26 protein-coding genes, 1 pseudogene and 1 riboswitch are annotated in these 23,729 nt (G+C 41.1%); of the genes and pseudogenes, 15 read left to right on the top strand and 12 right to left on the bottom strand.

Annotation, left to right across the window (positions count from 1 at the left end; all coding sequences use genetic code 11):
- The 5 genes from thrS to LDO51_RS14345 form a co-directional block, all read right to left on the bottom strand.
- The gene (thrS, locus tag LDO51_RS14365; RefSeq protein WP_154604022.1) at nucleotides 1-1,929 is read right to left on the bottom strand and encodes a threonine--tRNA ligase; all 1,929 of its coding nucleotides are present in this window, start codon (nucleotides 1,927-1,929) and stop codon (nucleotides 1-3) included.
- Between the two features lie 257 nt (nucleotides 1,930-2,186).
- A complete protein-coding gene (locus LDO51_RS14360; RefSeq protein WP_225575105.1) occupies nucleotides 2,187-2,564 on the bottom strand; it encodes a hypothetical protein in 378 nt (125 codons plus the stop codon).
- A gap of 121 nt (nucleotides 2,565-2,685) precedes the next feature.
- Nucleotides 2,686-3,033, bottom strand: a complete 348-nt coding sequence (locus tag LDO51_RS14355; protein ID WP_225575104.1) for a hypothetical protein — start codon at nucleotides 3,031-3,033, stop codon at nucleotides 2,686-2,688.
- A gap of 184 nt (nucleotides 3,034-3,217) precedes the next feature.
- Entirely contained in the window at nucleotides 3,218-3,667 is a 450-nt protein-coding gene (locus tag LDO51_RS14350) for a methyltransferase family protein (protein WP_225575103.1), read from the bottom strand.
- 113 nt (nucleotides 3,668-3,780) lie between these two features.
- Nucleotides 3,781-4,179, bottom strand: coding sequence for a hypothetical protein (locus tag LDO51_RS14345; RefSeq protein ID WP_225575102.1), 399 nt, complete (start codon nucleotides 4,177-4,179; stop codon nucleotides 3,781-3,783).
- 543 nt (nucleotides 4,180-4,722) lie between these two features.
- Here LDO51_RS14345 and LDO51_RS14340 point away from each other — a divergent pair.
- On the top strand, nucleotides 4,723-5,427 hold the full coding sequence (locus LDO51_RS14340) for a MarC family NAAT transporter (protein WP_225575101.1): 705 nt from the start codon (nucleotides 4,723-4,725) through the stop codon (nucleotides 5,425-5,427).
- Here LDO51_RS14340 and LDO51_RS14335 read toward each other — a convergent pair.
- Nucleotides 5,421-6,080 (bottom strand): transglycosylase SLT domain-containing protein, encoded by a 660-nt coding sequence (locus LDO51_RS14335; RefSeq protein ID WP_225575100.1) that lies wholly within the window; start codon nucleotides 6,078-6,080, stop codon nucleotides 5,421-5,423. The genes LDO51_RS14340 and LDO51_RS14335 overlap by 7 nt on opposite strands.
- A 370-nt stretch (nucleotides 6,081-6,450) precedes the next feature.
- On the opposite strand from LDO51_RS14335, the gene LDO51_RS14330 reads away from it, so the two are divergent.
- The 5 genes from LDO51_RS14330 (at nucleotide 6,451) to LDO51_RS14310 (ending at nucleotide 11,138) form a co-directional block, all read left to right on the top strand.
- Entirely contained in the window at nucleotides 6,451-7,362 is a 912-nt protein-coding gene (locus tag LDO51_RS14330; RefSeq protein WP_225575099.1) for a metal ABC transporter substrate-binding protein, read from the top strand.
- Nucleotides 7,363-8,253: a manganese/iron ABC transporter ATP-binding protein gene (locus LDO51_RS14325; protein WP_225575098.1), complete on the top strand. Its 891-nt coding sequence runs from the start codon at nucleotides 7,363-7,365 to the stop codon at nucleotides 8,251-8,253. It abuts the gene before it with no gap.
- Complete coding sequence (locus LDO51_RS14320) at nucleotides 8,250-9,140, top strand: metal ABC transporter permease (RefSeq protein WP_225575097.1); 891 nt, start codon at nucleotides 8,250-8,252, stop codon at nucleotides 9,138-9,140. Before LDO51_RS14325 ends, LDO51_RS14320 begins: the two co-directional genes overlap by 4 nt.
- Nucleotides 9,133-9,999, top strand: a complete 867-nt coding sequence (locus tag LDO51_RS14315; RefSeq protein ID WP_225575096.1) for a metal ABC transporter permease — start codon at nucleotides 9,133-9,135, stop codon at nucleotides 9,997-9,999. The genes LDO51_RS14320 and LDO51_RS14315 overlap by 8 nt, the downstream gene beginning before the upstream one ends.
- 269 nt (nucleotides 10,000-10,268) lie before the next feature.
- Entirely contained in the window at nucleotides 10,269-11,138 is an 870-nt protein-coding gene (locus LDO51_RS14310) for a fructosamine kinase family protein (RefSeq protein ID WP_225575095.1), read from the top strand.
- Nucleotides 11,139-11,217: 79 nt separating this feature from the next.
- Here LDO51_RS14310 and LDO51_RS14305 read toward each other — a convergent pair whose 3' ends face one another.
- Nucleotides 11,218-11,757 carry a YniB family protein gene (locus LDO51_RS14305; RefSeq protein ID WP_225575094.1) on the bottom strand — a complete coding sequence of 180 codons (540 nt, stop codon included), beginning with the start codon at nucleotides 11,755-11,757 and terminating at the stop codon, nucleotides 11,218-11,220.
- Nucleotides 11,758-12,060: 303 nt separating this feature from the next.
- Between LDO51_RS14305 and hxpB the strand changes: the two genes are divergently transcribed.
- From hxpB to LDO51_RS14280, 5 genes are all read left to right on the top strand, one after another.
- Nucleotides 12,061-12,726, top strand: coding sequence for a hexitol phosphatase HxpB (gene hxpB, locus LDO51_RS14300; RefSeq protein WP_225575093.1), 666 nt, complete (start codon nucleotides 12,061-12,063; stop codon nucleotides 12,724-12,726).
- 192 nt (nucleotides 12,727-12,918) lie between these two features.
- A complete protein-coding gene (locus LDO51_RS14295) occupies nucleotides 12,919-13,500 on the top strand; it encodes a metal-dependent hydrolase (RefSeq protein ID WP_225575092.1) in 582 nt (193 codons plus the stop codon).
- Nucleotides 13,501-13,675: 175 nt separating this feature from the next.
- Entirely contained in the window at nucleotides 13,676-15,067 is a 1,392-nt protein-coding gene (locus tag LDO51_RS14290) for an L-cystine transporter (RefSeq protein ID WP_225575091.1), read from the top strand.
- Nucleotides 15,068-15,351: 284 nt separating this feature from the next.
- Nucleotides 15,352-15,741: a YkgJ family cysteine cluster protein gene (locus tag LDO51_RS14285; RefSeq protein WP_225575090.1), complete on the top strand. Its 390-nt coding sequence runs from the start codon at nucleotides 15,352-15,354 to the stop codon at nucleotides 15,739-15,741.
- A 212-nt stretch (nucleotides 15,742-15,953) separates the two neighbouring features.
- Complete coding sequence (locus tag LDO51_RS14280) at nucleotides 15,954-16,262, top strand: hypothetical protein (RefSeq protein ID WP_154604091.1); 309 nt, start codon at nucleotides 15,954-15,956, stop codon at nucleotides 16,260-16,262.
- Between the two features lie 154 nt (nucleotides 16,263-16,416).
- Here the strand turns inward: LDO51_RS14280 and LDO51_RS14275 are convergent.
- A pseudogene (locus LDO51_RS14275) lies at nucleotides 16,417-16,739 on the bottom strand (AzlD domain-containing protein).
- A complete protein-coding gene (locus LDO51_RS14270) occupies nucleotides 16,736-17,410 on the bottom strand; it encodes an AzlC family ABC transporter permease (RefSeq protein WP_225575089.1) in 675 nt (224 codons plus the stop codon). The pseudogene LDO51_RS14275 and the gene LDO51_RS14270 overlap by 4 nt, the downstream one beginning before the upstream one ends.
- Before the next feature lie 113 nt (nucleotides 17,411-17,523).
- Here LDO51_RS14270 and LDO51_RS14265 point away from each other — a divergent pair, with 113 nt between their 5' ends.
- Together LDO51_RS14265 and LDO51_RS14260 are read left to right on the top strand one after the other, a co-directional pair.
- Nucleotides 17,524-18,093 (top strand): helix-turn-helix domain-containing protein, encoded by a 570-nt coding sequence (locus tag LDO51_RS14265; protein WP_225575088.1) that lies wholly within the window; start codon nucleotides 17,524-17,526, stop codon nucleotides 18,091-18,093.
- Between the two features lie 27 nt (nucleotides 18,094-18,120).
- Nucleotides 18,121-18,297, top strand: coding sequence for a DUF2526 family protein (locus LDO51_RS14260; RefSeq protein WP_108479034.1), 177 nt, complete (start codon nucleotides 18,121-18,123; stop codon nucleotides 18,295-18,297).
- Nucleotides 18,298-18,468: 171 nt separating this feature from the next.
- Here the strand turns inward: LDO51_RS14260 and LDO51_RS14255 are convergent, their stop codons facing one another.
- From LDO51_RS14255 to crcB, 3 genes are all read right to left on the bottom strand, one after another.
- Nucleotides 18,469-19,653: a M20 family metallopeptidase gene (locus LDO51_RS14255; protein WP_225575087.1), complete on the bottom strand. Its 1,185-nt coding sequence runs from the start codon at nucleotides 19,651-19,653 to the stop codon at nucleotides 18,469-18,471.
- A gap of 80 nt (nucleotides 19,654-19,733) precedes the next feature.
- Entirely contained in the window at nucleotides 19,734-20,957 is a 1,224-nt protein-coding gene (locus LDO51_RS14250; RefSeq protein WP_225575086.1) for a hypothetical protein, read from the bottom strand.
- Between the two features lie 596 nt (nucleotides 20,958-21,553).
- A complete protein-coding gene (crcB, locus tag LDO51_RS14245; protein WP_225575085.1) occupies nucleotides 21,554-21,934 on the bottom strand; it encodes a fluoride efflux transporter CrcB in 381 nt (126 codons plus the stop codon).
- A gap of 108 nt (nucleotides 21,935-22,042) precedes the next feature.
- Nucleotides 22,043-22,112, bottom strand: a riboswitch (Fluoride riboswitch).
- Between the two features lie 144 nt (nucleotides 22,113-22,256).
- Here crcB and fetA point away from each other — a divergent pair.
- Both fetA and fetB read left to right on the top strand, forming a co-directional pair.
- On the top strand, nucleotides 22,257-22,910 hold the full coding sequence (gene fetA / locus LDO51_RS14240) for an iron efflux ABC transporter ATP-binding subunit FetA (RefSeq protein ID WP_225575084.1): 654 nt from the start codon (nucleotides 22,257-22,259) through the stop codon (nucleotides 22,908-22,910).
- A gap of 54 nt (nucleotides 22,911-22,964) precedes the next feature.
- Nucleotides 22,965-23,705: an iron efflux ABC transporter permease subunit FetB gene (gene fetB, locus LDO51_RS14235; protein WP_423810982.1), complete on the top strand. Its 741-nt coding sequence runs from the start codon at nucleotides 22,965-22,967 to the stop codon at nucleotides 23,703-23,705.
- Nucleotides 23,706-23,729: the final 24 nt, after the last annotated feature.

Raw genomic sequence — 23,729 nt, 5'->3', positions numbered from 1 at the left:
TTATTCCTCCATCTGATTGAGCTGACGACTGCGAATTTCTTCCAGTAGTTTAGTCATGAATTCGTTAACATCAAGGCTGCCTAAATCCTTACCACGACGGGTACGAACAGATACTTTACCTGATTCAACTTCTTTCTCACCACAAACCAACATGTAAGGAACACGACGCAGGGTGTGTTCGCGGATCTTAAAGCCGATTTTCTCGTTACGTAAGTCCGCTTTCGCACGAATGCCAACACTTTGCAGCTTGCTAACTAATTCTTGAACATAGTCTGCTTGACTATCTGTAATGTTCATCACAACAACTTGTTGTGGTGCTAACCATGTTGGGAAGAAACCTGCATATTCTTCCGTTAAGATACCGATAAAGCGCTCTAGTGAACCCAGAACCGCACGGTGGATCATAACTGGCGTAATACGCTCATTATTTTCGCCAACATAAGAAGCATTTAGACGACCCGGTAAGAAGAAGTCTAATTGTACAGTACCGCATTGCCATGCACGGTCAAGGCAGTCATACAGTGTAAATTCAATTTTCGGACCGTAGAATGCACCTTCGCCCGGCTGGTATTCAAACTCAATACCTTTTGACTTCAGCGCATTGGCTAAGTCTGCTTCTGCTGTATCCCACATATCGTCTGTACCGATACGTTTTTCAGGACGAGTAGACAGTTTTACAACGATTTTTTCGAAACCAAAAGTGCTGTAAACGTCATAAATCATCTCAATACAGCTAGTCACTTCACCCAGAATTTGATCTTCAGTACAGAAGATATGGGCGTCGTCTTGGGTAAAACCGCGTACGCGCATTAAACCATGCAGTGCACCTGATGGCTCATTACGGTGACAGCTACCAAATTCTGCCATACGTAGTGGCAAATCACGGTAAGATTTTAACCCTTGGTTAAAGATCTGAACATGACCTGGGCAGTTCATTGGTTTAACACAATATTCACGGTTCTCAGATGAGGTCGTGAACATTGCATCTTTGTAGTTTTCCCAGTGACCTGTTCTTTCCCACAATACGCGGTCCATCATAAATGGGCCTTTAACTTCTTGGTAATTGTAGGATTTTAGTTTGGTACGTACAAAGGTTTCCAGTTCACGGAAAATTGTCCAACCATCGTTATGCCAGAACGCCATACCCGGCGCTTCTTCCTGCATATGATATAAATCTAATTGCTTACCAATTTTACGGTGATCACGCTTCGCCGCTTCTTCTAAGCGCAGCAGATACGCAGCAAGCTGCTTTTTATCTGCCCATGCAGTACCGTAAATGCGTTGCAGCATTTTATTGTCGCTGTTACCGCGCCAGTATGCCCCTGCTACTTTTTGTAATTTAAAGTGGTGACAGAAACGCATATTTGGTACGTGTGGACCGCGACACATATCAATATATTCTTGGTGGTGATATAAACCTGGGCGATCATCTTGGCTAATATTTTGATCCAAGATTTCAACTTTATAATCTTCGCCACGGTTTACAAATGTTTCACGAGCTTCAGCCCAAGAAACACGTTTTTTAACCACGTCATAATCTGTTTTGGCAAGTTCAAGCATACGCTTTTCTAGCTTGTCCAAATCTTCCTGGGTCAACGTATAGTCAAGGTCAATATCATAATAGAAACCGTTGTCGATAACCGGACCGATTGCCATCTTGGTATTTGGCCACAATTGTTTAATTGCATGACCTAATAAGTGAGCACAAGAGTGGCGAATGATTTCTAGACCTTCATCATCTTTACTCGTGATAATTGACAGGTTTGCATCATGCTCGATCAGTTCACAAGCATCCACCAGCTCACCATTAACACGACCAGCTATACATGCTTTTGCTAGACCGGCGCCGATATCGCGAGCTACATCCATGACAGAAACTGCATGGTCGAATTGACGCTGACTTCCATCAGGAAGAGTAATAACAGGCATTAAAAAATCCTTATCAGCAGTGGTGACCCACACGAAAGATCACTTGCTTGATTATTCCAAAGTTTATAAATCAATACGTTGCTCACGATTTCTCACTTCACTATGCGAGATAGGTACACAACTATGTACACACTATATAAGCCGAAACAGATATAATCGATAACGCAATTATGCACATCGCTAGCAACTCAACTCGTAATCATAACACAGACATATTTTATGGCGATAGCCAGTTGTTGATTATTCTAGCGCTAAAATTACTGCTGCTCTGGGCTAATTGACGCGTAATCCGCCGTCATAATAAGAACATTATTACCATAGCCATTACAATCCGTTCTCACCGCATATTCAGGTAACCATGCGATACGTGATTTTGAACGCGATAATGAAAGATTCAGGGTTGTGGGATTCTCTAATGCGCTAATAAGATAGACTAAATCTACGGTGGCTGAACAGAGTTCAAAGTTAATATGATCAGCATAAATAGCATGCCAATCCTCATGATACGGGACACCTTGCTTATTGATAATTGCATTCATTTCATCTGCGGTATAAACAAGCCGTGCAGAGGAACTCGGTATCAGTAACACAAAGGTTAATAACGCCAATAACGTGGTAATTATTCCTTTTTTCATCTCTCACCACACTTTTTTACGATAAATCGTTAAGGGGAGAAAAATACCATTCCATCATTTTGCGAAAAACGATGAAAAGGCTACCCAACATGACTTTGAATAGCCTTATTAAAACAACGCGTTACCAACAACCTCGATGATTACCGCGTCCCCCCCACCCACCATCACGATATGGACGGTTATAGTGTTTGCCTTCTTCATTTCGAAGTTGCAGTGATAAATCATCAAGCTCTTTCACCAGCGCTTTCACTTTCGTATCGTCATCGCTGGCACCCGCATCGTACAGTTTGTTCAGTTCAAAACGCTTATCATCAAACTCTTTCGCTAACTTAGCGATTTCATTGTTTTGGCGATAATTGTTTTGATAACGGTGATCATAGTTTCCATTGCAGTAAGGGCATGCTGTAGCCGATGCCGAATACAGTAATACTGAAGAAACGATAGCACCTAACAACACTTTTTTGTTCACGGCAATAACCTCACAAATCCATGGGTTATACCAGTTTACATTTACCTGACTGAAACTGCCTTGGGCAACATCAAAAAAAACACACCAAAAGCTAAATTAACATAAAATAATACCAACAATAAGCAAAAATATAGGTAGAATCGCCTATTAAAAATAGATAACCAACAGATTAAATCAATAAAAATCACAGCCAGCGCCGTGTTTGCTGAATATAAGCACGCCACTCCTCTTTAAAACGTTCAGATAAGAATTTTTCTTCTTGGGGAATGGTGTACAAGTCAGTAATTAACCAAAAGACCAGACCTGAAACCAAGAAATAAGGCGAATGGGAAAATAAAGCAAAGCTTAAACTCAGAGAGGTAAAAGCAAGGTATAACGGATTACGAGATAACCGATAAGGGCCTCTAGTAATAAGAGAGGATGCCGAGCTAATAGGATTCGGCGAGGTTTTTTGCTGAACAAAATAATATAAACTTGCGCCAATCCAACCTAAAGCCTCTAAGGCAATCAGGATGCCGATAATGCCCATCCAACCAGAAAAACTCCAGAAAAAGCCCTCTTTGATATGCAGATAATAAGCAGCAAATCCATTGAGCGCTAACCAATTCACAAATGGAAGTTTAAAAATGCTCATCACAGATCCTAAATTAATATTCATCTGGCAAGCATATCATGGATAAAACGATAAAAATTGGCGCCGAAGTCAATAATATTCAATAACACAAAGTGAATGAATACTCTGTTATTTTATGATCGGTATCCTAAAGAAAAAACGCTTTTTAGCCCTTCAAGATTGGCATACTCTTGTTGGCATACTGAATTACGCACATCGCTGGGTAAATTATTCAATCTAGCTTGGATATTAGCAATTTGCTCTTCTAATCCATTCATTCCCTTCACTTCGACAACGTCTGCATTTGCTTGCAGGTAATCTGTAAAGCTTCTTAAATTATTTTCTAAATTATCGCACACATTATTTGCCAATCCGTTTTGTACCATAAAAGAATTGACTGAAGCGGGTAATAATTGAGAAAGCGAAGGGTAAATAGATTGTTTCCACATTTGTGGGAACAGGATCAGCACGGCAGCAATAGCCAAAACAAGCAACATTGATGAAGTAACTAACGGTGACAGTAACTTTCTCATTGGCTATCCTAAAATTCTATTTAACATGAAATTTAGAATACACAATAAACCGTAAAGCAGTTTTTAAAATAAAAAAGAGTTTGTAAAGAATATTCCAATTATATTACCAAGAAATAATATTATCGCCTGACAATAATCTTTTAACGAATTTACATAACCTGTCAGTAAAACAGATAGTACTGTATATACTTAATAACAAATGAACATAAACCCCCTCTAGCAATAATGCCCTTGACCTTTTTATCTCACATAAAAAGGTTTTTTTTTGCTCAAAATATTGAATGTTTTTAATCCAGCACCATACTCCATTGTTATTCAACAAATAATTACACTTATTCACACATGAATAGGGATGTTATCCACAGTTAATGTGAACAACTTTGTTACTCATTAAGTAAAAACATTACGCAATTTCACGTTAAAAAATCTCTTTATCCTAAATTTGGTGGGAGAATACCCTTCTGATTCCACAAATTAGTAACAATGTTTGTTATAGTTCCAACGAGAAGCCATTCTAGATTAATTTGGAGGGTATTTTTCGACATGCAAGATATTTTACAACTTTTTCAAGCCGTTGGCCTTGGCTTAGTATTACTCCTTCCACTGGCTAACCCACTGACCGCCATTGCCGTGATGCTCAGTATTTCGGCCAACATGACCAAAGAACAACGTGACCACCAATCACGTCTGGCTGCAATTTATGTCTTTTGTATCATGCTCGTCGCTTTTTATGCGGGCCAATTAGTCATGAACACCTTCGGAATTTCCATTCCCGGGCTGCGTATTGCAGGGGGGCTTATTGTGGCCTTTATTGGTTTTGGGATGCTATTTCCTAATTCAGAAAATAGTGAAGACAACAGTAATGTTTCCACTGACGATTTAAGTGTTCCCAAAAAACGTCAAGGTAACCAAAATATTGCCTTCGTTCCCCTCGCGATGCCAAGTACCGCAGGTCCAGGTACCATCGCGATCATTATTAGTTCCACCGCCTCTTTGCAAGGGGATATTGGTTTTACGCCATGGGTTATCACTGTCGCACCCATTATTGTTTTTCTGATTGCCAGTGTGATTGTTTGGATTGGGTTACGGGGCGCAACGTCAATTATGAAATGGCTAGGAAACAGTGGGATTGATGCAATTGGGCGGATAATGGGGTTTTTATTAATTTGTATGGGAGTGCAATTCGTCATTAACGGAATCGTTGAAATTATCGCGCAACTCCCACACTTAATGATGGAATATCAGTAACTCACCGCTAATGCATTATACGCATTCTTCACTTTCCACAAATAGCGTGGAGCCTGCGGTGCTGGGTGTTTAGACTGAACATGTTGATAGAACTCTTCTGGCGATAAATTATTTATCATCGCGATAGCTTTAGTTTTATCATTATCAAATGTTCTTAATAATGCCCCAGCCCCATTCACGTAAGCCACAACGGTCGCATAATACATGGTCTGCGGGTGGCTAATACCCGCCAAATGTTGCTCTTTGAGAATACGAATATAGGTTGTACCGATATCAATATTTTTACGTGGATCTTTTAAATCGCTAGAACTTGGCTCACCAGAACGTCCTTGATAACGATATGCATCACGTCCGGCTGTTGACGCTTTAATTTGCATTAAACCAATGGCATTCGATTTACTCACCACTTCAGGTCGGAAATTAGACTCTACTTCAATAATGGCTCTGATCAGTGTTTCATCCACACTATAGCGATTCGCAGATTCACGAATAAACTCATCATAAGGAGTTCGCGGATAACTCGTATTGGCTACCGTATTTGGTATTTGATTACGGTTATCTAACATTCTAGTTCTGTTCGCGGTTTTATTGGGATCACTTGAGCAACCTGCCAATAGCAAAAGTACAAGCGCACTGCCAACCATTTTTTTCACTGTTGTATCCTCTGCAAATTAAAACACCAAAAGAATAGCTAATCTTTAGAAAAATAATACATTTTTTACTTAACTTTTACTTCTGGACGTGTTTTAGTCATGTTAAATAATTAATGGTAACCGGCATCCCATCGATTATAAAAATACCTCTCTTACCATTTAACGGGATTTTTCATAACTGATATTGATAATCATTATCAATTGGGATATAAATACTATCAGCCCGAAAGACCATACTCATTGTAGAGTCAAATAGGTCAATATAAATGAGAAGATATATTCAAACCCAACAACGTACTTATTTAGATTAACCATTTAATGAGATTAATTTAGTTAATAGAGCTCGTGACCCAACGTTAGGATCTATTTTATGACAAACTTTTTATTCCGATTATCAACGCCATTACGTACCATATTCATTGCATTAGCTGCCGTTTTATTTGTCAGCCAACCTGCTTTGGCTAAAAAATTTAAAGTGGTCACCACATTTACTATAATACAAGACATTGCTCAAAATGTAGCCGGTGATGCCGCAATTGTCGAATCCATCACTAAACCGGGTGCTGAAATTCACGGTTATCAACCAACACCAAAAGATATTATGAAAGCCTATGATGCTAACCTTATCTTATGGAATGGAATGAATCTGGAAGTTTGGTTTCAGCGTTTCTTTGAAAACCTTAAGGATGTACCTGCGGTTGTAGTCACTGAAGGCATTGAGCCGATGCCAATCCGTGAAGGGGAATATAAAGATAACCCTAATCCTCACGCTTGGATGTCTCCTGCTAATGCACAAATCTATATCGAAAACATCCGTAAGGCGTTGGTGAAATATGACCCAGAAAACGCTGATACTTATAATGCGAACGCTAAAAAATATTCCCAAGAAATTGCGTCACTTGATGCACCTTTACGTGAACGTTTAAATCGTATTCCTGAAGATAAGCGTTGGTTGGTGACCAGTGAAGGCGCATTTAGCTACCTCACTAAAGATTATGGCTTTAAAGAAGTCTATTTGTGGCCCATCAATGCTGAAGAGCAAGGCTCACCAATGCAAGTTAAAAAAGTGATTGATACCGTTCGTGAGCACAACATTCCCGTTGTTTTCAGCGAAAGCACCATTTCAGACAAGCCAGCTCTGCAGGTCAGTAAAGAGACTGGTGCAAAATACGGCGGAGTATTATACGTCGATTCACTATCAACCGCTGAAGGCCCTGTACCAACCTATATAGACCTGTTGAACACAACCGTCGATACCATCGCAAAAGGATTTTCACAGTAAATGAGACATACAAATCAATTTGAACATCCGACTCTGGTTGTTGATGACGCAACTGTCACCTACAACAATGGTCATACCGCGATTTATGATGCAAGTTTCAATATTCACGGTGGTTCCATTTGCGCCCTTGTGGGCGTAAACGGAAGTGGTAAATCAACGCTGTTTAAAACCATTATGGGGTTAGTGACGCCATCATCCGGTAGTGTAACCCTCAATGATCAGCCAATTAAAGCGGCATTAAAAGAGAATATTATTGCCTACGTTCCACAAACAGAAGAAGTCGATTGGAATTTCCCAGTGCTAGTTTCTGATGTGGTTATGATGGGGCGTTACGGCAAAATGGGTTTCTTTCGTATTCCTAAAAAAGAAGACAAAGAAGCCGTCAAAATAGCTTTAGAACGCGTAGATTTAGCGGGTTTGGAACACCGCCAAATTGGTGAGCTTTCAGGCGGTCAGAAAAAACGGGTATTTTTGGCTCGCGCCCTCGCCCAGCAAGGTAAAGTTTTATTACTTGACGAACCCTTTACGGGGGTCGATGTAAAAACAGAAAATGCCATTATTGACCTACTCCGCAGCCTGCGCGATGAAGGGCATTTAATTCTAGTCTCAACCCATAACTTGGGAAGTGTACCTGAATTTTGTGACCATGTGATTTTAATAAACCGCACTGTACTGGCGAGTGGTCCAACGGAAACCACCTTTACCCAACGAAATCTGCAAAAAGCATTTGGGGGCGTGCTGCGTCATATTAACCTATCTGGTCAAGAGCTTCACGACGATGATGACCCACGCTCTGTCACGGTTATTACTGATGATGAACGTGCCGCCGTCTTCTATGGTCACGATCACGATGCACCGGTTAGAAAAAATCAGCCTAAGGAATCTGAATGATTGAGTTGTTACTGCAACCCTTTGAGTACAACTTTATGGTTAAAGCTATTTGGGTGAGTGCCATTGTCGGAGCCGTGTGCGCTTTCTTATCAGCTTATTTAATGCTCAAAGGTTGGTCGCTGATGGGAGATGCCCTCTCCCACTCTGTTGTTCCTGGTGTGGCGGGCGCTTATGCGCTTGGATTACCTTACGCCGCGGGGGCCTTTTTTACCGGTATTCTCGCCGCCCTCGCCATGACGTTTGTTAAACATCTTACCCGCTTACGAGAAGATGCCGTTATTGGCTTTATCTTCTCCACCTTTTTTGCGGCGGGGTTATTGATTGTTTCGTTGAACCCAACCTCCGTGAACGTACAAAGTATTATCTTCGGTAATATTTTGGGGATCGCCGATGCTGACGTGCTTCAAGTCGAAATTATCATCGCGGTTTCTTTTGTTGTCCTGATGTGCCTATGGAAAGATTTACTGGCAGTGTTTTTTGATGAAAGCCACGCGCGCTCTATCGGTTTAAATCCACTGCGCCTAAAAATTATTTTCTTCACCTTATTAAGCGCATGTACCGTTGCCGCACTGCAAACCGTTGGGGCGATATTGGTCATTGCGATGGTGGTCACTCCGGGTGCAACTGCCTATTTACTGACAGATAAATTTAAAACATTGCTGATCATTTCCGTCTCTATCGGTACAGCCACCAGCGCCATCGGTGCCTACCTCAGCTACTTTTTAAATGGAGCAACAGGTGGGCTGATCGTCACGTTCCAAACGGTAATTTTCTTACTGGCGTTCTTCTTTGCACCAAAACACGGGCTGTTCGCCTCTCGACGCAAAGCACGCCGTGAGGTTGCTGACTTGCATCACAGTAAACAGCAAGGAGCGAGCCATGAATGATTTTATGGATTTACTGATGGCTCCTTTCGCATTCCCATTTATGCAAAAAGCCCTGATTACGGCGATTGTTACCGGTACTGTCTGTGCCATTTTGTCCTGCTTTTTAGTCTTGAAAGGCTGGTCATTGATGGGAGATGCCATTTCCCATGCGGTATTACCCGGTATTATCATTGCGTCTCTGATTGGTATTCCACTCGCTATTGGTGCTTTTGTTTCGGGGCTATTTTGCGCCGTTGCTACTGGTTATTTAAAAGAGAACAGTCGAATAAAAGAAGACACCGTCATGGGTATTGTCTTCTCAGGTATGTTTGCTGTCGGTTTAGTGATGTTCGCAAAAATCGATACTGAGCAACATCTTACCCATATTTTATTCGGGGATATTTTGGGGATCACTGACAAAGAATTTAAACAAATTTTACTGTTTGCAGGGATCACCATTGCGATTATCTTACTCAAACGTAAAGACTTTATGTTGTACTGCTTTGACCCAAACCAAGCCCGTGTTATCGGTTTGCCGGTTAAATGGCTACATTACGGATTACTTTCACTATTGGCTTTAACTATCGTCGCATCACTGCAAGCTGTCGGGATCATTCTGGTGATTGCAATGTTGATTTCACCGGGGATCATCGCCTTTGTACTGTGTCGGAGCTTTGGTTGGATGTTGGTGGTAGCAATTATCGCCTCAGTCACCTCCAGTGTACTGGGTACGATCGTCAGCTTCCATATTAATGCGACAACTGGCCCAACCATTGTGGTTATCCAAGCGGGCTACTTTGTTATCGCCTTGCTCTATAGCAAATTAATCCTCGCACGACGTAAATCCCATACATCACGCCAAGATTTGCATACTGCCTAATGATAAAAAGCTGAATACGGTGAAAACCTATTCAGCTTTTCCGTTCTTCTATTTTACTCTCTTCTATCTTGACCCTTGCTCTATATAAAAGAAGAAACACGATATCCATTCGTTATCGCCAAAAACAATTCCCCCTCCCAATTCTTGAACAAAATCAGCCATCAATCATTTCGGAATAAGGCGCAATTATTAAACAATGATCACTGTTAATTCCTAAATTGACGCTATAGTATGGTATGAGTGAAGACCAAATCACAGCGAGGTGGATCATGTGGCAAGCGATGAATCGTTTATTAATTGAACACTTTGGTGAGGCAGAGCTGCGAAATAAAGTGATTCTTTCTGGTGGGGATATTCATCACACTTTAAGAATCGATTATGGCGAGCATACGGTGTTCGTAAAACAAAATCGCCGCGAATTTCTCCCTCTTTTTAAACAAGAGGCAGAACAGCTTGAAATGCTAGCGAAAAGCCAAACTATCACCGTTCCCAAAGTCTACGGATTGGGTAGCAACAAGCACCATAGCTTTCTTCTCCTCGAATATTTCCCGTTAAAACATTTTGATAGCACCAATGCCTGGCATTTTGGTCAACAGTTGGCACGATTACATCAATGGGAAGAACAGCCGAGCTATGGGTTCGATTTTGATACTATGCTCAGTACCATTGTTCAACCTAATGGGTGGGAAAAACGTTGGAATGCATTCTTTGCAGAAAAGCGTATTGGTCTTCAATTACAAATTGCATCTGAGAAAGGTATGGTTTTTGGCAATATTCAAAAACTCGTGGATATTGTTAAACACCGCTTATCTGGCCATCAACCTCAACCCTCTTTATTACATGGGGATCTGTGGCCTGCAAACTGCGCAGTCACCAACCAAATGGATGGCGTACTCTATGACCCTGCCTGTTATTGGGGTGATCGGGAATGTGATATCGCCATGTTGCCATTATATAAAGAAATTCCGATTCAAATTATTGATGGTTACCAAAGCGTTTGGCCATTACCAACGGGCTTCTTAGACAGACAACCACTCTATCAGCTCTATTTCTTACTCAATCAAGCTAATATGTTCGGTAATGAGCAAAGCTATCTGCACGCTCGCAGTATTATTGATAATTTACTAGACGACGAATAGACGAAAATATGCACAGCAGCGGAATAAACACCGATGCTGTGCATTTGTCATGATGGGGAATCACCAACATGGTGAAAAACTACCAATTCAAAAGTTTCAATGCAAAATAAATGGCGACCCCTAAAACAATCGGCCAGAAATACATCAAAAAGAACTGTTTGAAAATAGTATGTCGAGGAATAGTGACTTTAGCTTCTAACTCTTCTTTGGTCACTTCACTGCCTTTCGCATTTTCAAGAATGACATGATCTTCAATACTTTCACGGATGAATTTGATTTGTCGATACATGCGTAAGCCCGATGCGCTTAAAGCAAGCCCCACGAAGATAAAAATAAAAATAACAAAAAATCCGATGCAGCTACCTGAAAAGCCATGACTCACTTCAGGGACAGGTGAATTATTCCAAAATACATTGAGAAACGGCGTACCTTGTCGAGTCATCTCCGCCATTAATTTAACAAAATCATTGGCAACCGCATTAATTCCTTCGCCTTGAATTCCTTTCAGAGCCGCTAATTTAATTAACGATGTCAATGTGGAAATTAACGCCACAAAAAATACGATCCAGCCCAAAATACGTTTGCCAATCGCAAGAGAATTTGCCTTGTGGTAATTCATTACAACTATTCCTTAAAGTATTTTTCTACGCTAATCATAGCCGATAATATTTGCTGGCTCCAAATATCTATAAAAAAATGATAGTTAAAAACTGAGTTTCAGATTATTCAAAGACTGAATCGAATTTATATCAATCACTAAACTCAAATTTCCAATAAAATCATGTGATAGCACATATATCGCTATAACCCCAAGTCATGGCTTGTTAGAATAGTTTCAGAAACCAAAATGACTGTGATTAAAGTACAGCGACAATCCCCATACCCTATTTTTAATCGGGTATCTAAATGAATGGAGTTTGCTATGTATCATAAATTACCTATCCAATCTGTCATTTTTGACATGGATGGTTTGCTGATTGACTCGGAACCTTTTTGGGAACAAGGCGAAGATGAAGTTTTTGCAGAGTTAGGCGTCGATTTATCCGTTAAGCACACTCTTCCTGACACCCTCGGTTTACGTATCGACCACGTTGTTGAACTTTGGTACAACGCATCTCCTTGGCAGGGTTGTAGTTTAGAAGCAACAAAACAGCGTATTATTGACCGCGTTATTGGTTTAGTGGAAGAAAAACGCCCATTACTGCCCGGTGTACAGCATGCACTTGAACTATGCCGCTCAATGGACCTAAACATCGCTTTAGCGTCTGCATCACCGGATTATATGCTGGAAAAAGTACTAAACTTATTTGATATCCGTCATTATTTTTCTGCCGTAGTTTCAGCCGCAGACTTACCATTAAGTAAGCCTCATCCCGAAGTTTATTTAAAAGCCGCCGCTGAGTTATCCACCAAGCCTATCCATTGTGCTTCTTTAGAAGACTCCTTTAATGGAATGATTTCTGCTAAAGCGGCAAGAATGCGCTCTATCGTCGTGCCTGATAGTAAGCATTTCAATGATCCACGCTGGGGCCTGGCTGATGTTAAAATCGCCTCATTGAACGATTTACGCCCAGAAAATTTACGCTAATCTTAACTAAGTTAACGAAACTCGATTTCCCTTACGTTTTTCACGTAGGGGAAATTTAAAAAAAGTATAAAAACCTACGGTTATTAACTAATAAATAAGAGTTTTTTTAACTCTTCCCTACTACCATATTTTCTACAAACCCTTTATACTGCCCGCCTACTGTATAGATAAACAGATGGTATTTTATCCACCATGACTGCTGAAGGGCATCTGCTTTTTTCCGTCGCCTCACTTGTAATGGCTCATAAATTGCAAATTACCCCAGAGTTCGCTCAGGGTGATTGGTTGCATATGGTGCCAGGGGTATTGCTAGGTGCCTTATTACCTGATATTGACCACCCTTCATCTATCCTCGGGCGGCTTTTTCGCATTATTTCACTTCCTATATCAAAACTGTGCGGACATCGCGGATTCACTCACAGCCTGATTGCTTGGCTCATTTTACTGATTAGCAGCTACCAGTGGCTGCCTCACTATTGGGACTTACCTACCGACCTTATCCAAGCATTTTTACTCGGTTATATGAGCCATTTAGTGGCTGATATGCTAACGCCATCCGGGGTTCCCTTTTTATGGCCTCTACCAACACGTTTCTGTTTTCCTATCTTGCGCGGCAAGTCCAGTAAACGAGGGGAGCGCTTTATTGCCGTGCTTTTGACCGTCTGTGCTGTCTTCATTCCAACAGCCCATCCTGCTGATTGGTTCCAGCAAATCGAAAGCGCGCTAAATTATTTTAATAATCAGATAAATATACACTTACCGACAAAAAGCTAACTTTTGTAATATACTGTAAGCATCAATCAACCTAAATTATAACTTTTGATTATAAGTAATGACTAACTTCAACTGATATCATATAACCAGTTGTTAGAAGAAATGAAATCCTTATACCTATTAAGGATTAACAACAAGAATCATTATGTAAAATAATTACAATTTGGAGTACGGAATGAATATTCCTCTGGTTATCAATGTGCTCGTTTTCGTAGCACTTTTAATACTGTTAGCAAAACTCGGATCGAATGGTTGGAGCCTGTCTAAAAAAGTTTTACTGGGTCTCGTATTCGGTGTTGCTTATGGTGTCGGTCTTCACCTTGTGTATGGTTCCGGTCACCAAACGGTAAAAGACTCCATTCTTTGGTTTAATATCGTCGGTAATGGTTACGTTCAACTATTACAAATGGTGATTATGCCTCTGGTGTTCGCCTCCATTCTGAGTGCCGTCGCTCGACTCCATAAGGCATCTTCTTTAGGGAAAATTAGCTTTTTAACCATTGGCACACTGCTGTTTACCACAGCCATTGCTGCTTTAGTGGGTATCTTGATCGCAAACCTGTTCGGCTTAACCGCTGAAGGTCTGGTTCAAGGTCAATCTGAAACTGCACGTCTAGCGGCCATTGAAACAAATTATATTGGTAAAGTTTCGGATTTAACGGTTCCTCAGTTGATCCTGTCCTTTATCCCGAAAAACCCGTTTGCTGATTTAACGGGTGCAAGCCCGACATCTATCATTAGTGTGGTGATTTTTGCTGCCTTCTTAGGGGTAGCTGCACTGCAACTGTTTAAAGATGATAAAGAACGCGGAGAAAAAGCATTAGCGGCTATCGATGTGATGCAAGCATGGGCAATGAAACTCGTTCGATTAGTCATGCGTTTAACCCCTTACGGTGTAATGGCGCTGATGATCAAAGTGGTCGCAAGCTCTAACTTAGCCGATATCATTAACTTAGGAACTTTCGTCGTCGCGTCCTATGTCGCGCTAGCGATTATGTTTGTGGTTCACGGTATCTTAGTTGCTACAACTGGCTTAAACCCAATCAAGTTCTTTAAGAAAGCGGGCCCAGTACTGACATTTGCATTCACCAGCCGTTCGAGCGCAGCCAGTATTCCACTGAATATTGAAACGCAGACTCGTCGTTTTGGTGTGCCAGAATCAATTGCAAGCTTCTCGGCTTCTTTCGGTGCAACTATCGGTCAAAACGGTTGTGCGGGTATCTACCCTGCGATGTTAGCAGTGATGGTCGCACCAACGATGGGGATCAACCCATTTGACCCACTGTGGATTGCAACCTTAGTCTGCATTGTGACAATTAGCTCTGCCGGTGTTGCTGGTGTGGGTGGCGGTGCAACCTTTGCTGCACTGATTGTTCTGCCTGCAATGGGATTACCAGTCACGTTAGTTGCGCTGTTAATTTCAGTCGAACCGCTGATTGATATGGGCCGTACTGCTCTGAACGTAAGTGGCTCCATGACAGCGGGTACCGTCACTAGCCAGTTAATGGGCGAAACGGACAAGTCAATCTTCAACCAAGATGATGACGGTGATTTAAAACACGTTTAATCGTCCTAATCTCCTAACACTCATTGAAACCTGCCCGTCAAACGGCAGGTTTTTTTGTGTCTGCTAGTGTCTGTGCTCGATATTTTATCAAACTGCAACAGGTTGAAATTTTTTACTTTATTTTGACTTGATGGGAAATACTGGATTTTTACTCTAAAAAATATTGCCAACATATAAAGCTGCGTAACATAATAAAGGCCGAGCAACATTTTCTTAGGCCTCCTGCCTGTGTTGCGTCTCCCGTTTCCTACGGGAACTATCAACTTCATTGTTAGATTTTTTATATGACCAATATTATTCATATACTAAAAACTGATCCTTCAGATAACCCCTGTGTCAGCTGTGGAGCTTGTTGTGCTTACTTTCGCGTCTCATTTTATTGGGCAGAAGCCGAGGCTGGCGGTGGTTCGGTGCCTCAACATTTAACAGAGCAAATCACCCCCTTTATGAGCTGTATGCAAGGTACAAATCAAAAACCTAACACCCGCTGTACCGCACTTGGAGGCACCGTCGGGAAATGTGTTTCTTGCTCTATTTATGAACAACGCCCAACACCATGTCGAGAATTCGAACAATCGTGGCACAACGGCATCCACAATGAGGCCTGCGATCGTGCTCGCGCAGCCTATGGTTTACCCCCGCTCGAGCCACAGCAACCGCAAATCGCGTGCTAACCGTCAATGACCCAGAGATTTTTCTGGGTTATCTTCTTTACCCTTTCACAACTCTTCCTACGTAAAATAATCTCATTATTTTCAATAAAATGTGTAAAGAAAGGATAAAACGTGCAGGAAATATGGAGCTTCAGTCAAAGCAGGTAAAAGCCATTGCGAGAGAAATCTAATTGATGAATTATCCTCTCATCACGTTAATGAGGAGATAAAAGATGAACAAATTAAACCAAGGTTTGCTTGCTGCTGTTTTACTGTCTGTCGGCTTTGCTGCCGCAGCCGCTAATGTTGATATGAACAAATCACCACGCCATCACGGTGGAAATCATCATAATATGGTGTATAGCGTGACTGAACAAACCACCAAGCCTAATGAAACCCTGAAAAAACTGGCAAACGATACGCCTAAAATTGAAGATGGCAAACGCTACATGGTGAAGATGTCTGTGGTGGAAGTGCCTGAATTCAAACCAGCACAACCAATGCCAATGCCTGTCCCTGCTACAGCGCCCGCAGCTAAATAATGAATGAGCCAATCTAAACCATAGGCTGTGCCTGTTACACTGATAATGCTAACCTTTTGGCATTGTTACTTAAAAATCAGTATCTTAATGGACACAATAACGTTTAGGTATATCCCTAATTTTAGCCCCTAATGCCATAGGGGCTTTTTTTTAACTAAAATAACCCGCGTAATACCGCGGTGACTATCGCCGCCGACAAAACAATCACAATAAATGGCTTGCGGTACCAAGTCAGAATACCTGCGACCACTACCCCAATTATTTTCGGTAAATCCGATAATTCATTGCCTGAAAAGAGCGTTGAAGTCATCGCGACTGAAAATAAAATCACAATGGCGGCAGCTAAAATAGGGCTTTATTTTGTTCTGTTAAATTGACCCGCCCTTTCAGCAATGCGCCGGATGCCCGCATTAAGTACGTTCCAACTGCTAAAATGAAAATCCCACTGACGATTAACCAAGGATGTTCCATCATCATGATTTCCTTATATAGATAACTAAACTCAACAAAGCCAGTAAAACGGGGATCCCCACCGGTAATACAGGTGTTGTTACCACAGCAACCACAGCCCCGACTATCGCAGCGAGTCTTAAACGCTTATCTTTCAACGCGGGTAAACTCAGCGCTAAGATAATAGCGGGAAACATGGCATCCATCCCTAACGCTTGGGTATCTTGAATAAAGCTTCCCAGAATTTCTCCGATAACCACACCAACAGGCCAGCAGATTAAAATTCCTAATCCGCACAACCAAAATGCGGCGGTTTTCTCGCGTTCGCTATCTTGCGCCAAGCCAAAAACCACACTTTCATCATTCATAATGTGATATCCCAGCAGTGATTTTGCTCCTTTTCCCGTTAACTCGCTGACGGCAAAACTAAATGGAATATGGCGCGAGTTGACTAATAGCCCAGCTAAGGCAGCTGACAGAGGGCTTCCCCCTGAAAATACTACGCCAATAAACAGAAACTCGGATGCACCCGCTAGCACAAAAATAGACAGCATCAACGGCACCCACCAATCAAAACCTTGTGAATGGGCTAATGCACCATAGGAGATCCCCACAATTAAGTCTGCAATACACACCAGTGCAATATTTTTCACTGTGCTATTATGGAGAATAGAAAACTGAAGTGTAGATGTTCGCATAGAACGACCGTTCGATATAAAAAACATTCGTTCATTATGTCGATACTTTAGGCCAAGTGCAATCAATTAAGTTCAATCAATTAAATTCAATCAATTAAGTGCAATCAAATAGGATGTTAAAGTTGACCTTATTCACGCCCCCTATCGAATTAATCTCAAAATCATTGGCTTGTGAAAGGCAAAAAAGTGGACTTTCTCTCTCTGAACTTGCGCGTAAAGCGGGGATCGCCAAATCCACATTATCCCAATTGGAAGCTGGTAGCGGCAATCCCAGCATTGAAACCCTATGGGCATTATGTGTTGCGCTGGATATTCCTTTTTCCCGTTTAATTGAAGAAAAACGTGCAGCAGTGACAGTGATCCGACATGGCGAAGGTACCCCTGTGAGTGCAGAACATGCCAACTATTTGGTCTATTTGCTCTCTTCTGCACCTGCTAATTCTCAGCGGGATATTTATACGGTTGTTGCACAGCCGGGCCGAGATCGCGTTTCAGAACCCCATATGCATGATGTCACTGAGCATATTATTTTAATGTCAGGCAGAGCATTAGTGGGTCCACTCGACAACCCGGTTGAGCTCAATGTCGGTGACTATATTCACTACCGAGGTGATGAACCCCACATTATGCGCGCGCTTGAACCAAACACCATGGCAGTCATGGTGATCGATAAACAGAATTAATTAGCCCAATAAGCTGGAGGATTTACTGTGAATTACTATCAAGAAATAACAAACAAAGTCGCTTTATTACTAGATGAAAACTCCGTTCATAATATGAATGAAATGCTAATGCAGCTTTCTCATGATGATAAGCTTACTCAAGAACAACGCTTTGAGCTGCAACAACGCCTTAGAGACGCCATTTTTGTTCACCATAATTCGTAATAAAATTCCTAGCCAACCTTTAATTAAATAGAATTTGGTGGTCAATATCTTGATTTAAATTACAAAAGAAAAGCCTGAGCAATGTATTTATTGCTCAGGCTTGATTCAATAATCTATTATAACGATGTAAAACTCAAACAGACTATTCCTGCATTTAATCCTATTCTTTTATTAAAACTTATCTTGCTGCAAATAAGACCATGCATATTGCGCATACAGTTCTGCGCCTGATGCCATTACATCTTCATCAATGTTAAAACAACCGTGGTGATGTGCCCATTGAGTATCTTTTTCTGGGTTACCTGAACCTAAAAGCGCAAAACAACCCGGAATATTTTCCATATAGAAACTAAAATCTTCCCCACCCGGTGTTGGTCTTTCTGCCATTAATGCATTCTCACCAAACGCTTCGCTGATCACCGACTGTGCCAGTAATGCACTGCGCTCTTCGTTAATCACCGGCAGCGTACCGTAGATATAATCCACTTCGGCAGTGGCGCCATACATCGCGGCAGTATGTTCGGCATAACGTCGGATCGCCGCTTCAATGCGGGTACGGGTTTCAATGTCAAAACAACGTACCGTTCCATCCAGTACCGCATTTTCTGCAATCACGTTAAATCGGGTGCCTACTTCCATTTTGCCGATAGTCACAACGGCTGAGTCTAGCGAGGAAGTTTCACGGGAAACCACCGCCTGTAAATTCATCACAAATGACGAGGCAACGATTGCGGCATCAACGGTCGCTTCCGGCATCGAACCGTGTCCACCGCGCCCTTTAAATTTCACAACCAACAAATCCGCAGAAGCAAATGTCCCGCCTACATTACACGATACTTTTCCTGATGGCGTCGTAGACCAAATGTGCATACCAAACACGTTGTCCACATTGTCCACTGCACCTTGTTTCACCATCGCTTTCGCACCTTGTGCTATTTCCTCAGCTGGTTGAAAAATCAGGCGAATATTTCCTTTTAATTCATCGCGCACTTCATATAACGCTTTGGCTGCGGTTAATAACATCGCTGTATGCGCATCATGCCCACATGCGTGCATCTTCCCTTGATTTGTCGATTTGTACTCAAGGGAATCATTCAATTCCTGAACGGGCAATGCATCGATATCTGCTCGTAAGGCGACCGTCTTTCCGGGTTGGCCCCCTTTAATGTCCGCGATGATTCCGGTAGGTTCAGTGAGGCGATACTCAATACCAATTTTTGCCAACTCTTGTGCAATACGCTGCGTGGTTCTCACTTCCTCAAAAGGCAATTCTGGATGTGCATGAAGGTCACGACGAAAAGCAATCATCGCTTCTGTGTGTTTTTTAATGGATGCTGTGATGCTGTTATTGACCATTTTTCTGTCCTTTTTCTATTCTTTTCGCTTTCTTAAACTATTATTTTTCAGCGTGTTAAATTCTAATATTCAATTTATCGTTATGCCGCAACAGGCACAATGTAGGCGACCATGATGCCCGCCAATACCACGGAAACCATCGTGACAGAGATAAAACCGCCAACTAACATTGGCCCTAACATATGGCTAGTTAAAATCTGACGCTCTTTTTCATCTTTGGTCAGTGCGTTAATGGCTTCATTGGTAATAATATAATCCGCAGGGAAACCGTACAGAGCCGTCAATGAGACCGCGAAAGCCATCTCTTTTGATACCCCTAGAATTTTTCCAACAATCCAAGACGCGATAAACATGCCAATGACCGCAGCCACGATCAACACCACCATTGGGTAGACCAATCTCAACAGCATATCCGGTGTCGCATGATTTAATGTATCAAAGATAAACAACATTAATGCCATGATAGCAAAGCCAAAACCGTTCGCTTTTTGCAGTGGTTGTCTTTCTAAAAAGCCCATCGACGAAGCAATAACACCAAATAATAAGCACAAAACAAACGGGCTGATGCTGACATAAGGTGCGACAATAGTAGAGGTTAAATAGGCAAGATACCCCACCACCACTAAGCGTAAAAATTGAAAATAACTGGTGTTATAGTGGCTCGGAATTCGCTTGAACATACGAGGCATTGCACTTTCAGATGCTAGTGTTTTAACTTCGACATCATCCGCACCATCAACCGCCAATGACTCTTTCCATGTACCATTGCGATATTGTTTAAGCACTCGGCGACCTTCACGTTTCAACATGATGGCCGTTAGTGGATAACCAGCAAAACCTTGCATCACATAAATTAAGATGGCAAATACCGAGAGATCCACCAGCCCAGCTTCTGCGGCACCTTTTGACATAATTAATGAAGAGACAATGCCACCGACTAATGGCGGAATTGCCACTAATACCGTATTTAAATCAAATAACGCCAGACCTACCCCATAAATAAAGACAATGATCCCCAAAATACTGGATAACGAAATTAAGATAGTCTTCCATTGGTGTAAAAGTTCTTTCAATGACAGCAATGTACCCATATTGGTAATGAGTAAATACATCAACATCACGGCGACAACTGTTGGTATTCCCGCAATACTCACAATATCTTTAGGAAAGAATGTCCAATAACCTAAAAGAAATAATACAGCGCAAACAAACACCGATGGGATCCACGCTTTTGTTCGTACTGCAATGGCATCCCCGATGTACAGTATCCCGACAATTAATAACAGAGCTAACATTTGTGACATAAGTTTTTCCCCGTATTTATTATTTTTATCTATTTATTTTTTAGTTATTTAATCTGTTAATTTTGGTATGTCAGATTTATTTGGTCAAAATAAAGAACAGAATAAAGCCAACCAGCATATATCCGTCCAAGCCATTACATTTAAACAACAATTTCATCATAACACTGAATAAATAGATGTATAGATTGAGTTACAGTGTAATGCTGAAAATACACCAACAAAAAATCGTAGATTAAAAAGTCATATATGAGGAGGGAGAGTGAAAATACAGAGCGATAGTTTTGCATTCAGCTCTATTTTTAATAGGATATGTTTTATACTTTATATTTGATGATAATTCATACTTCTTCAGTGTAGGAAAAACGATAAATTTATAATCTATTGCCCTGCTATATATTTTTATGCTTTCACCATTTTGATGTCGTTATATCATGATAAAAATGGTTCATTATCACAGTTAGTAATATATTCTGCTTTATTTTGCCATTCTCTTTTTTTGCTCAAAATAGAAACAAAAATAGCCTATTCACACCTGAAAATAGACTATTAATCGTACGAAAACAATGAATGGAAAATAAATACTTTATTAGAGTCTATTATCCTTGAGATAGCATGTTATGACATAGCATACCGAGTAGCGTAAATAATAAAGCGCCAAGAACATGAATCGCGATCGTGCTAAATGCCACCGCCAATTTTCCTTCTTGCAGCATCACCAACACCTCCAACGAAAATGTCGAAAAAGTCGTAAACGCCCCACAAAAGCCCGTAACAATAAACAGTTTATAGGCAGGATTGATATTGGCGCTAGCAAAGTAAGAGACAGCAAAGCCAATGATAAAGCCGCCAATTAAATTAACGAAAACAGTACCAAATGGAATGTGAGGATGTAAGTTATTCAGCTTTAAGCCAATCAACCATCTTAACCAGCCACCTAAAACGGAGCCTAAAGCAATAGAAATGAGGGATGCGTACATTGCCACTTTCCTTACAAGTTGGATGGGAATAAATGCAAGGAAAAGCTCCTGCAGACATTTATGCCCTAACTTCGGGCACATAACCCACGTGCCCATTCAAATGAAAAGGTTTACGTAGGCATCATCAGTCCACATCAAGGACGGTTAAACTAGGAGGAATGCCATCTCCTAACGAGACGTTGATTAAAATAATAAGGCAACTATTTTTTTCATGCAAATCTAATTTGCCAAATCTATCCCAGATAACTCGGTGTCTATTTACCCTAAATTGGCGCATAATATCCGTAATATCGATAATAGAATTAGATGGATTAGGTCAAATATGGAAACAAAACAGCCCTTATTACAACTTAAGAATATCGGTTTTCAGGTTGCTCAGAAGATAATTTTAGATAATGTGCAGATCGACCTATACCCCGGTGAATTTAAATTGATCACGGGGCCTTCTGGTTGTGGGAAAAGTACATTATTAAAAATTGTCTCTTCACTCATCCCGCCAAGTTGTGGTGAAATTCTCTTTGCTGGCGAAAATATCAACACAATTGCACCAGAGAAATATCGTCAACAAGTCTCCTATTGCACGCAAACGCCCGCACTCTTTGGCAATACCGTGTATGACAACCTCTTTTTTCCTTATCAAATACGGAATCAGCCATTTAATAAACAAAAAATCCTCGATGATTTAAGCTATTTTTCACTGCCAGACACCATCCTAGAAAAAGGCATTAATGAGCTTTCAGGCGGAGAAAAACAGCGGGTCTCATTGATCCGTAATTTGCAATTCTTGCCGCAAATTTTATTACTGGATGAAATCACTAGTGCCTTAGATGAGCAAAATAAAATCAAAGTGAATGAGCTTATTCATCAATTAGCCGTCAACAATAATATTGCCGTCCTCTGGGTAACTCATGATCAAGATGAAATTGGTCATGCTGACGATATTATTACCCTTCCCGTACACCATAGCGAAAAATAGGAATTAACTGTGCATCAACCTACTATTTCCAATGAGTCGCTCGCATTTTCTATCATGTTAGTCTTAGTGGCTATTTTTATTAGCCATAAAGAGAAGCTCTCTCTTGAGAAAGATATTATTTGGAGTACGTGCCGCGCCATTGTCCAATTATTAATTGCCGGTTATATCCTCAAATATATTTTTCACGTTGATCATAAGGCACTCACTGTTTTATTGGTGTTGTTTATCTGCTTTAACGCCGCATGGAATGCGAAAAAGCGCAGTAAATACCTCGATAAGCTATTTCCAACCGCGTTAATTGCGATTACTTCAGGAACGTTTTTAACCTTACTGGTATTAATTCTCACTGAAGCCATCGCGTTTACCCCAATGCAAGTGATCCCAATTACCGGGATGATTGCAGGGAATGCCATGATTGCCGTCGGGCTCTGCTTCAATAACTTAGGGCAGCGCTTTAATAGCCAACAACAGCAAATTCAAGAAATGCTCAGCTTGGGCGCCACACCTAAAATTGCTTCTGCCTCGATTATTCGTGAAAGTATTCGAGCATCATTAATTCCTACGGTGGATTCTGCCAAAACGGTTGGGATCGTGAGTTTGCCCGGTATGATGTCAGGGCTAATTTTTGCGGGAGTCGACCCTTTACAGGCAGTTAAATACCAAATTATGGTGACATTTATGCTATTAGCAACGGCAAGTCTCTCCACGATTTTGGCGGGGTATTTAACCTACGTTAAATTTTATAATCAGCGCTATCAATTACGTTTAGATGCTTTGAATAAAAATATTAAGTAGACCAGTGATCAGGCTTAACATTTC

It is taken from the genome of Providencia alcalifaciens (assembly GCF_020271745.1).
In the GTDB taxonomy this organism is placed as follows: Bacteria; Pseudomonadota; Gammaproteobacteria; order Enterobacterales; family Enterobacteriaceae; genus Providencia; species Providencia alcalifaciens_B.
Note: the sequence above shows the minus strand (reverse complement) of the source record. Positions and strands in the feature narration are given on the sequence as shown.

Excerpts from the sequence above, each read along its gene's own strand:
- LDO51_RS14320 (WP_225575097.1), top strand. The coding sequence starts at position 8,250 with ATGATTGAGTTGTTACTGCAACCCTTTGAGTACAACTTTATGGTTAAA.
- LDO51_RS14290 (WP_225575091.1), top strand. The coding sequence starts at position 13,676 with ATGAATATTCCTCTGGTTATCAATGTGCTCGTTTTCGTAGCACTTTTA.
- LDO51_RS14345 (WP_225575102.1), bottom strand. The coding sequence starts at position 4,179 with ATGAGAAAGTTACTGTCACCGTTAGTTACTTCATCAATGTTGCTTGTT.
- thrS (WP_154604022.1), bottom strand. The coding sequence starts at position 1,929 with ATGCCTGTTATTACTCTTCCTGATGGAAGTCAGCGTCAATTCGACCAT.
- LDO51_RS14360 (WP_225575105.1), bottom strand. The coding sequence starts at position 2,564 with ATGAAAAAAGGAATAATTACCACGTTATTGGCGTTATTAACCTTTGTG.
- LDO51_RS14270 (WP_225575089.1), bottom strand. The coding sequence starts at position 17,410 with ATGCGAACATCTACACTTCAGTTTTCTATTCTCCATAATAGCACAGTG.
- LDO51_RS14325 (WP_225575098.1), top strand. The coding sequence starts at position 7,363 with ATGAGACATACAAATCAATTTGAACATCCGACTCTGGTTGTTGATGAC.
- LDO51_RS14295 (WP_225575092.1), top strand. The coding sequence starts at position 12,919 with ATGACTGCTGAAGGGCATCTGCTTTTTTCCGTCGCCTCACTTGTAATG.
- LDO51_RS14330 (WP_225575099.1), top strand. The coding sequence starts at position 6,451 with ATGACAAACTTTTTATTCCGATTATCAACGCCATTACGTACCATATTC.
- LDO51_RS14265 (WP_225575088.1), top strand. The coding sequence starts at position 17,524 with ATGTTAAAGTTGACCTTATTCACGCCCCCTATCGAATTAATCTCAAAA.
- hxpB (WP_225575093.1), top strand. The coding sequence starts at position 12,061 with ATGTATCATAAATTACCTATCCAATCTGTCATTTTTGACATGGATGGT.
- LDO51_RS14310 (WP_225575095.1), top strand. The coding sequence starts at position 10,269 with ATGTGGCAAGCGATGAATCGTTTATTAATTGAACACTTTGGTGAGGCA.
- LDO51_RS14285 (WP_225575090.1), top strand. The coding sequence starts at position 15,352 with ATGACCAATATTATTCATATACTAAAAACTGATCCTTCAGATAACCCC.
- fetA (WP_225575084.1), top strand. The coding sequence starts at position 22,257 with ATGGAAACAAAACAGCCCTTATTACAACTTAAGAATATCGGTTTTCAG.
- crcB (WP_225575085.1), bottom strand. The coding sequence starts at position 21,934 with ATGTACGCATCCCTCATTTCTATTGCTTTAGGCTCCGTTTTAGGTGGC.
- fetB (WP_423810982.1), top strand. The coding sequence starts at position 22,965 with ATGTTAGTCTTAGTGGCTATTTTTATTAGCCATAAAGAGAAGCTCTCT.
- LDO51_RS14250 (WP_225575086.1), bottom strand. The coding sequence starts at position 20,957 with ATGTCACAAATGTTAGCTCTGTTATTAATTGTCGGGATACTGTACATC.
- LDO51_RS14305 (WP_225575094.1), bottom strand. The coding sequence starts at position 11,757 with ATGAATTACCACAAGGCAAATTCTCTTGCGATTGGCAAACGTATTTTG.
- LDO51_RS14340 (WP_225575101.1), top strand. The coding sequence starts at position 4,723 with ATGCAAGATATTTTACAACTTTTTCAAGCCGTTGGCCTTGGCTTAGTA.
- LDO51_RS14280 (WP_154604091.1), top strand. The coding sequence starts at position 15,954 with ATGAACAAATTAAACCAAGGTTTGCTTGCTGCTGTTTTACTGTCTGTC.
- LDO51_RS14255 (WP_225575087.1), bottom strand. The coding sequence starts at position 19,653 with ATGGTCAATAACAGCATCACAGCATCCATTAAAAAACACACAGAAGCG.
- LDO51_RS14350 (WP_225575103.1), bottom strand. The coding sequence starts at position 3,667 with ATGAGCATTTTTAAACTTCCATTTGTGAATTGGTTAGCGCTCAATGGA.
- LDO51_RS14315 (WP_225575096.1), top strand. The coding sequence starts at position 9,133 with ATGAATGATTTTATGGATTTACTGATGGCTCCTTTCGCATTCCCATTT.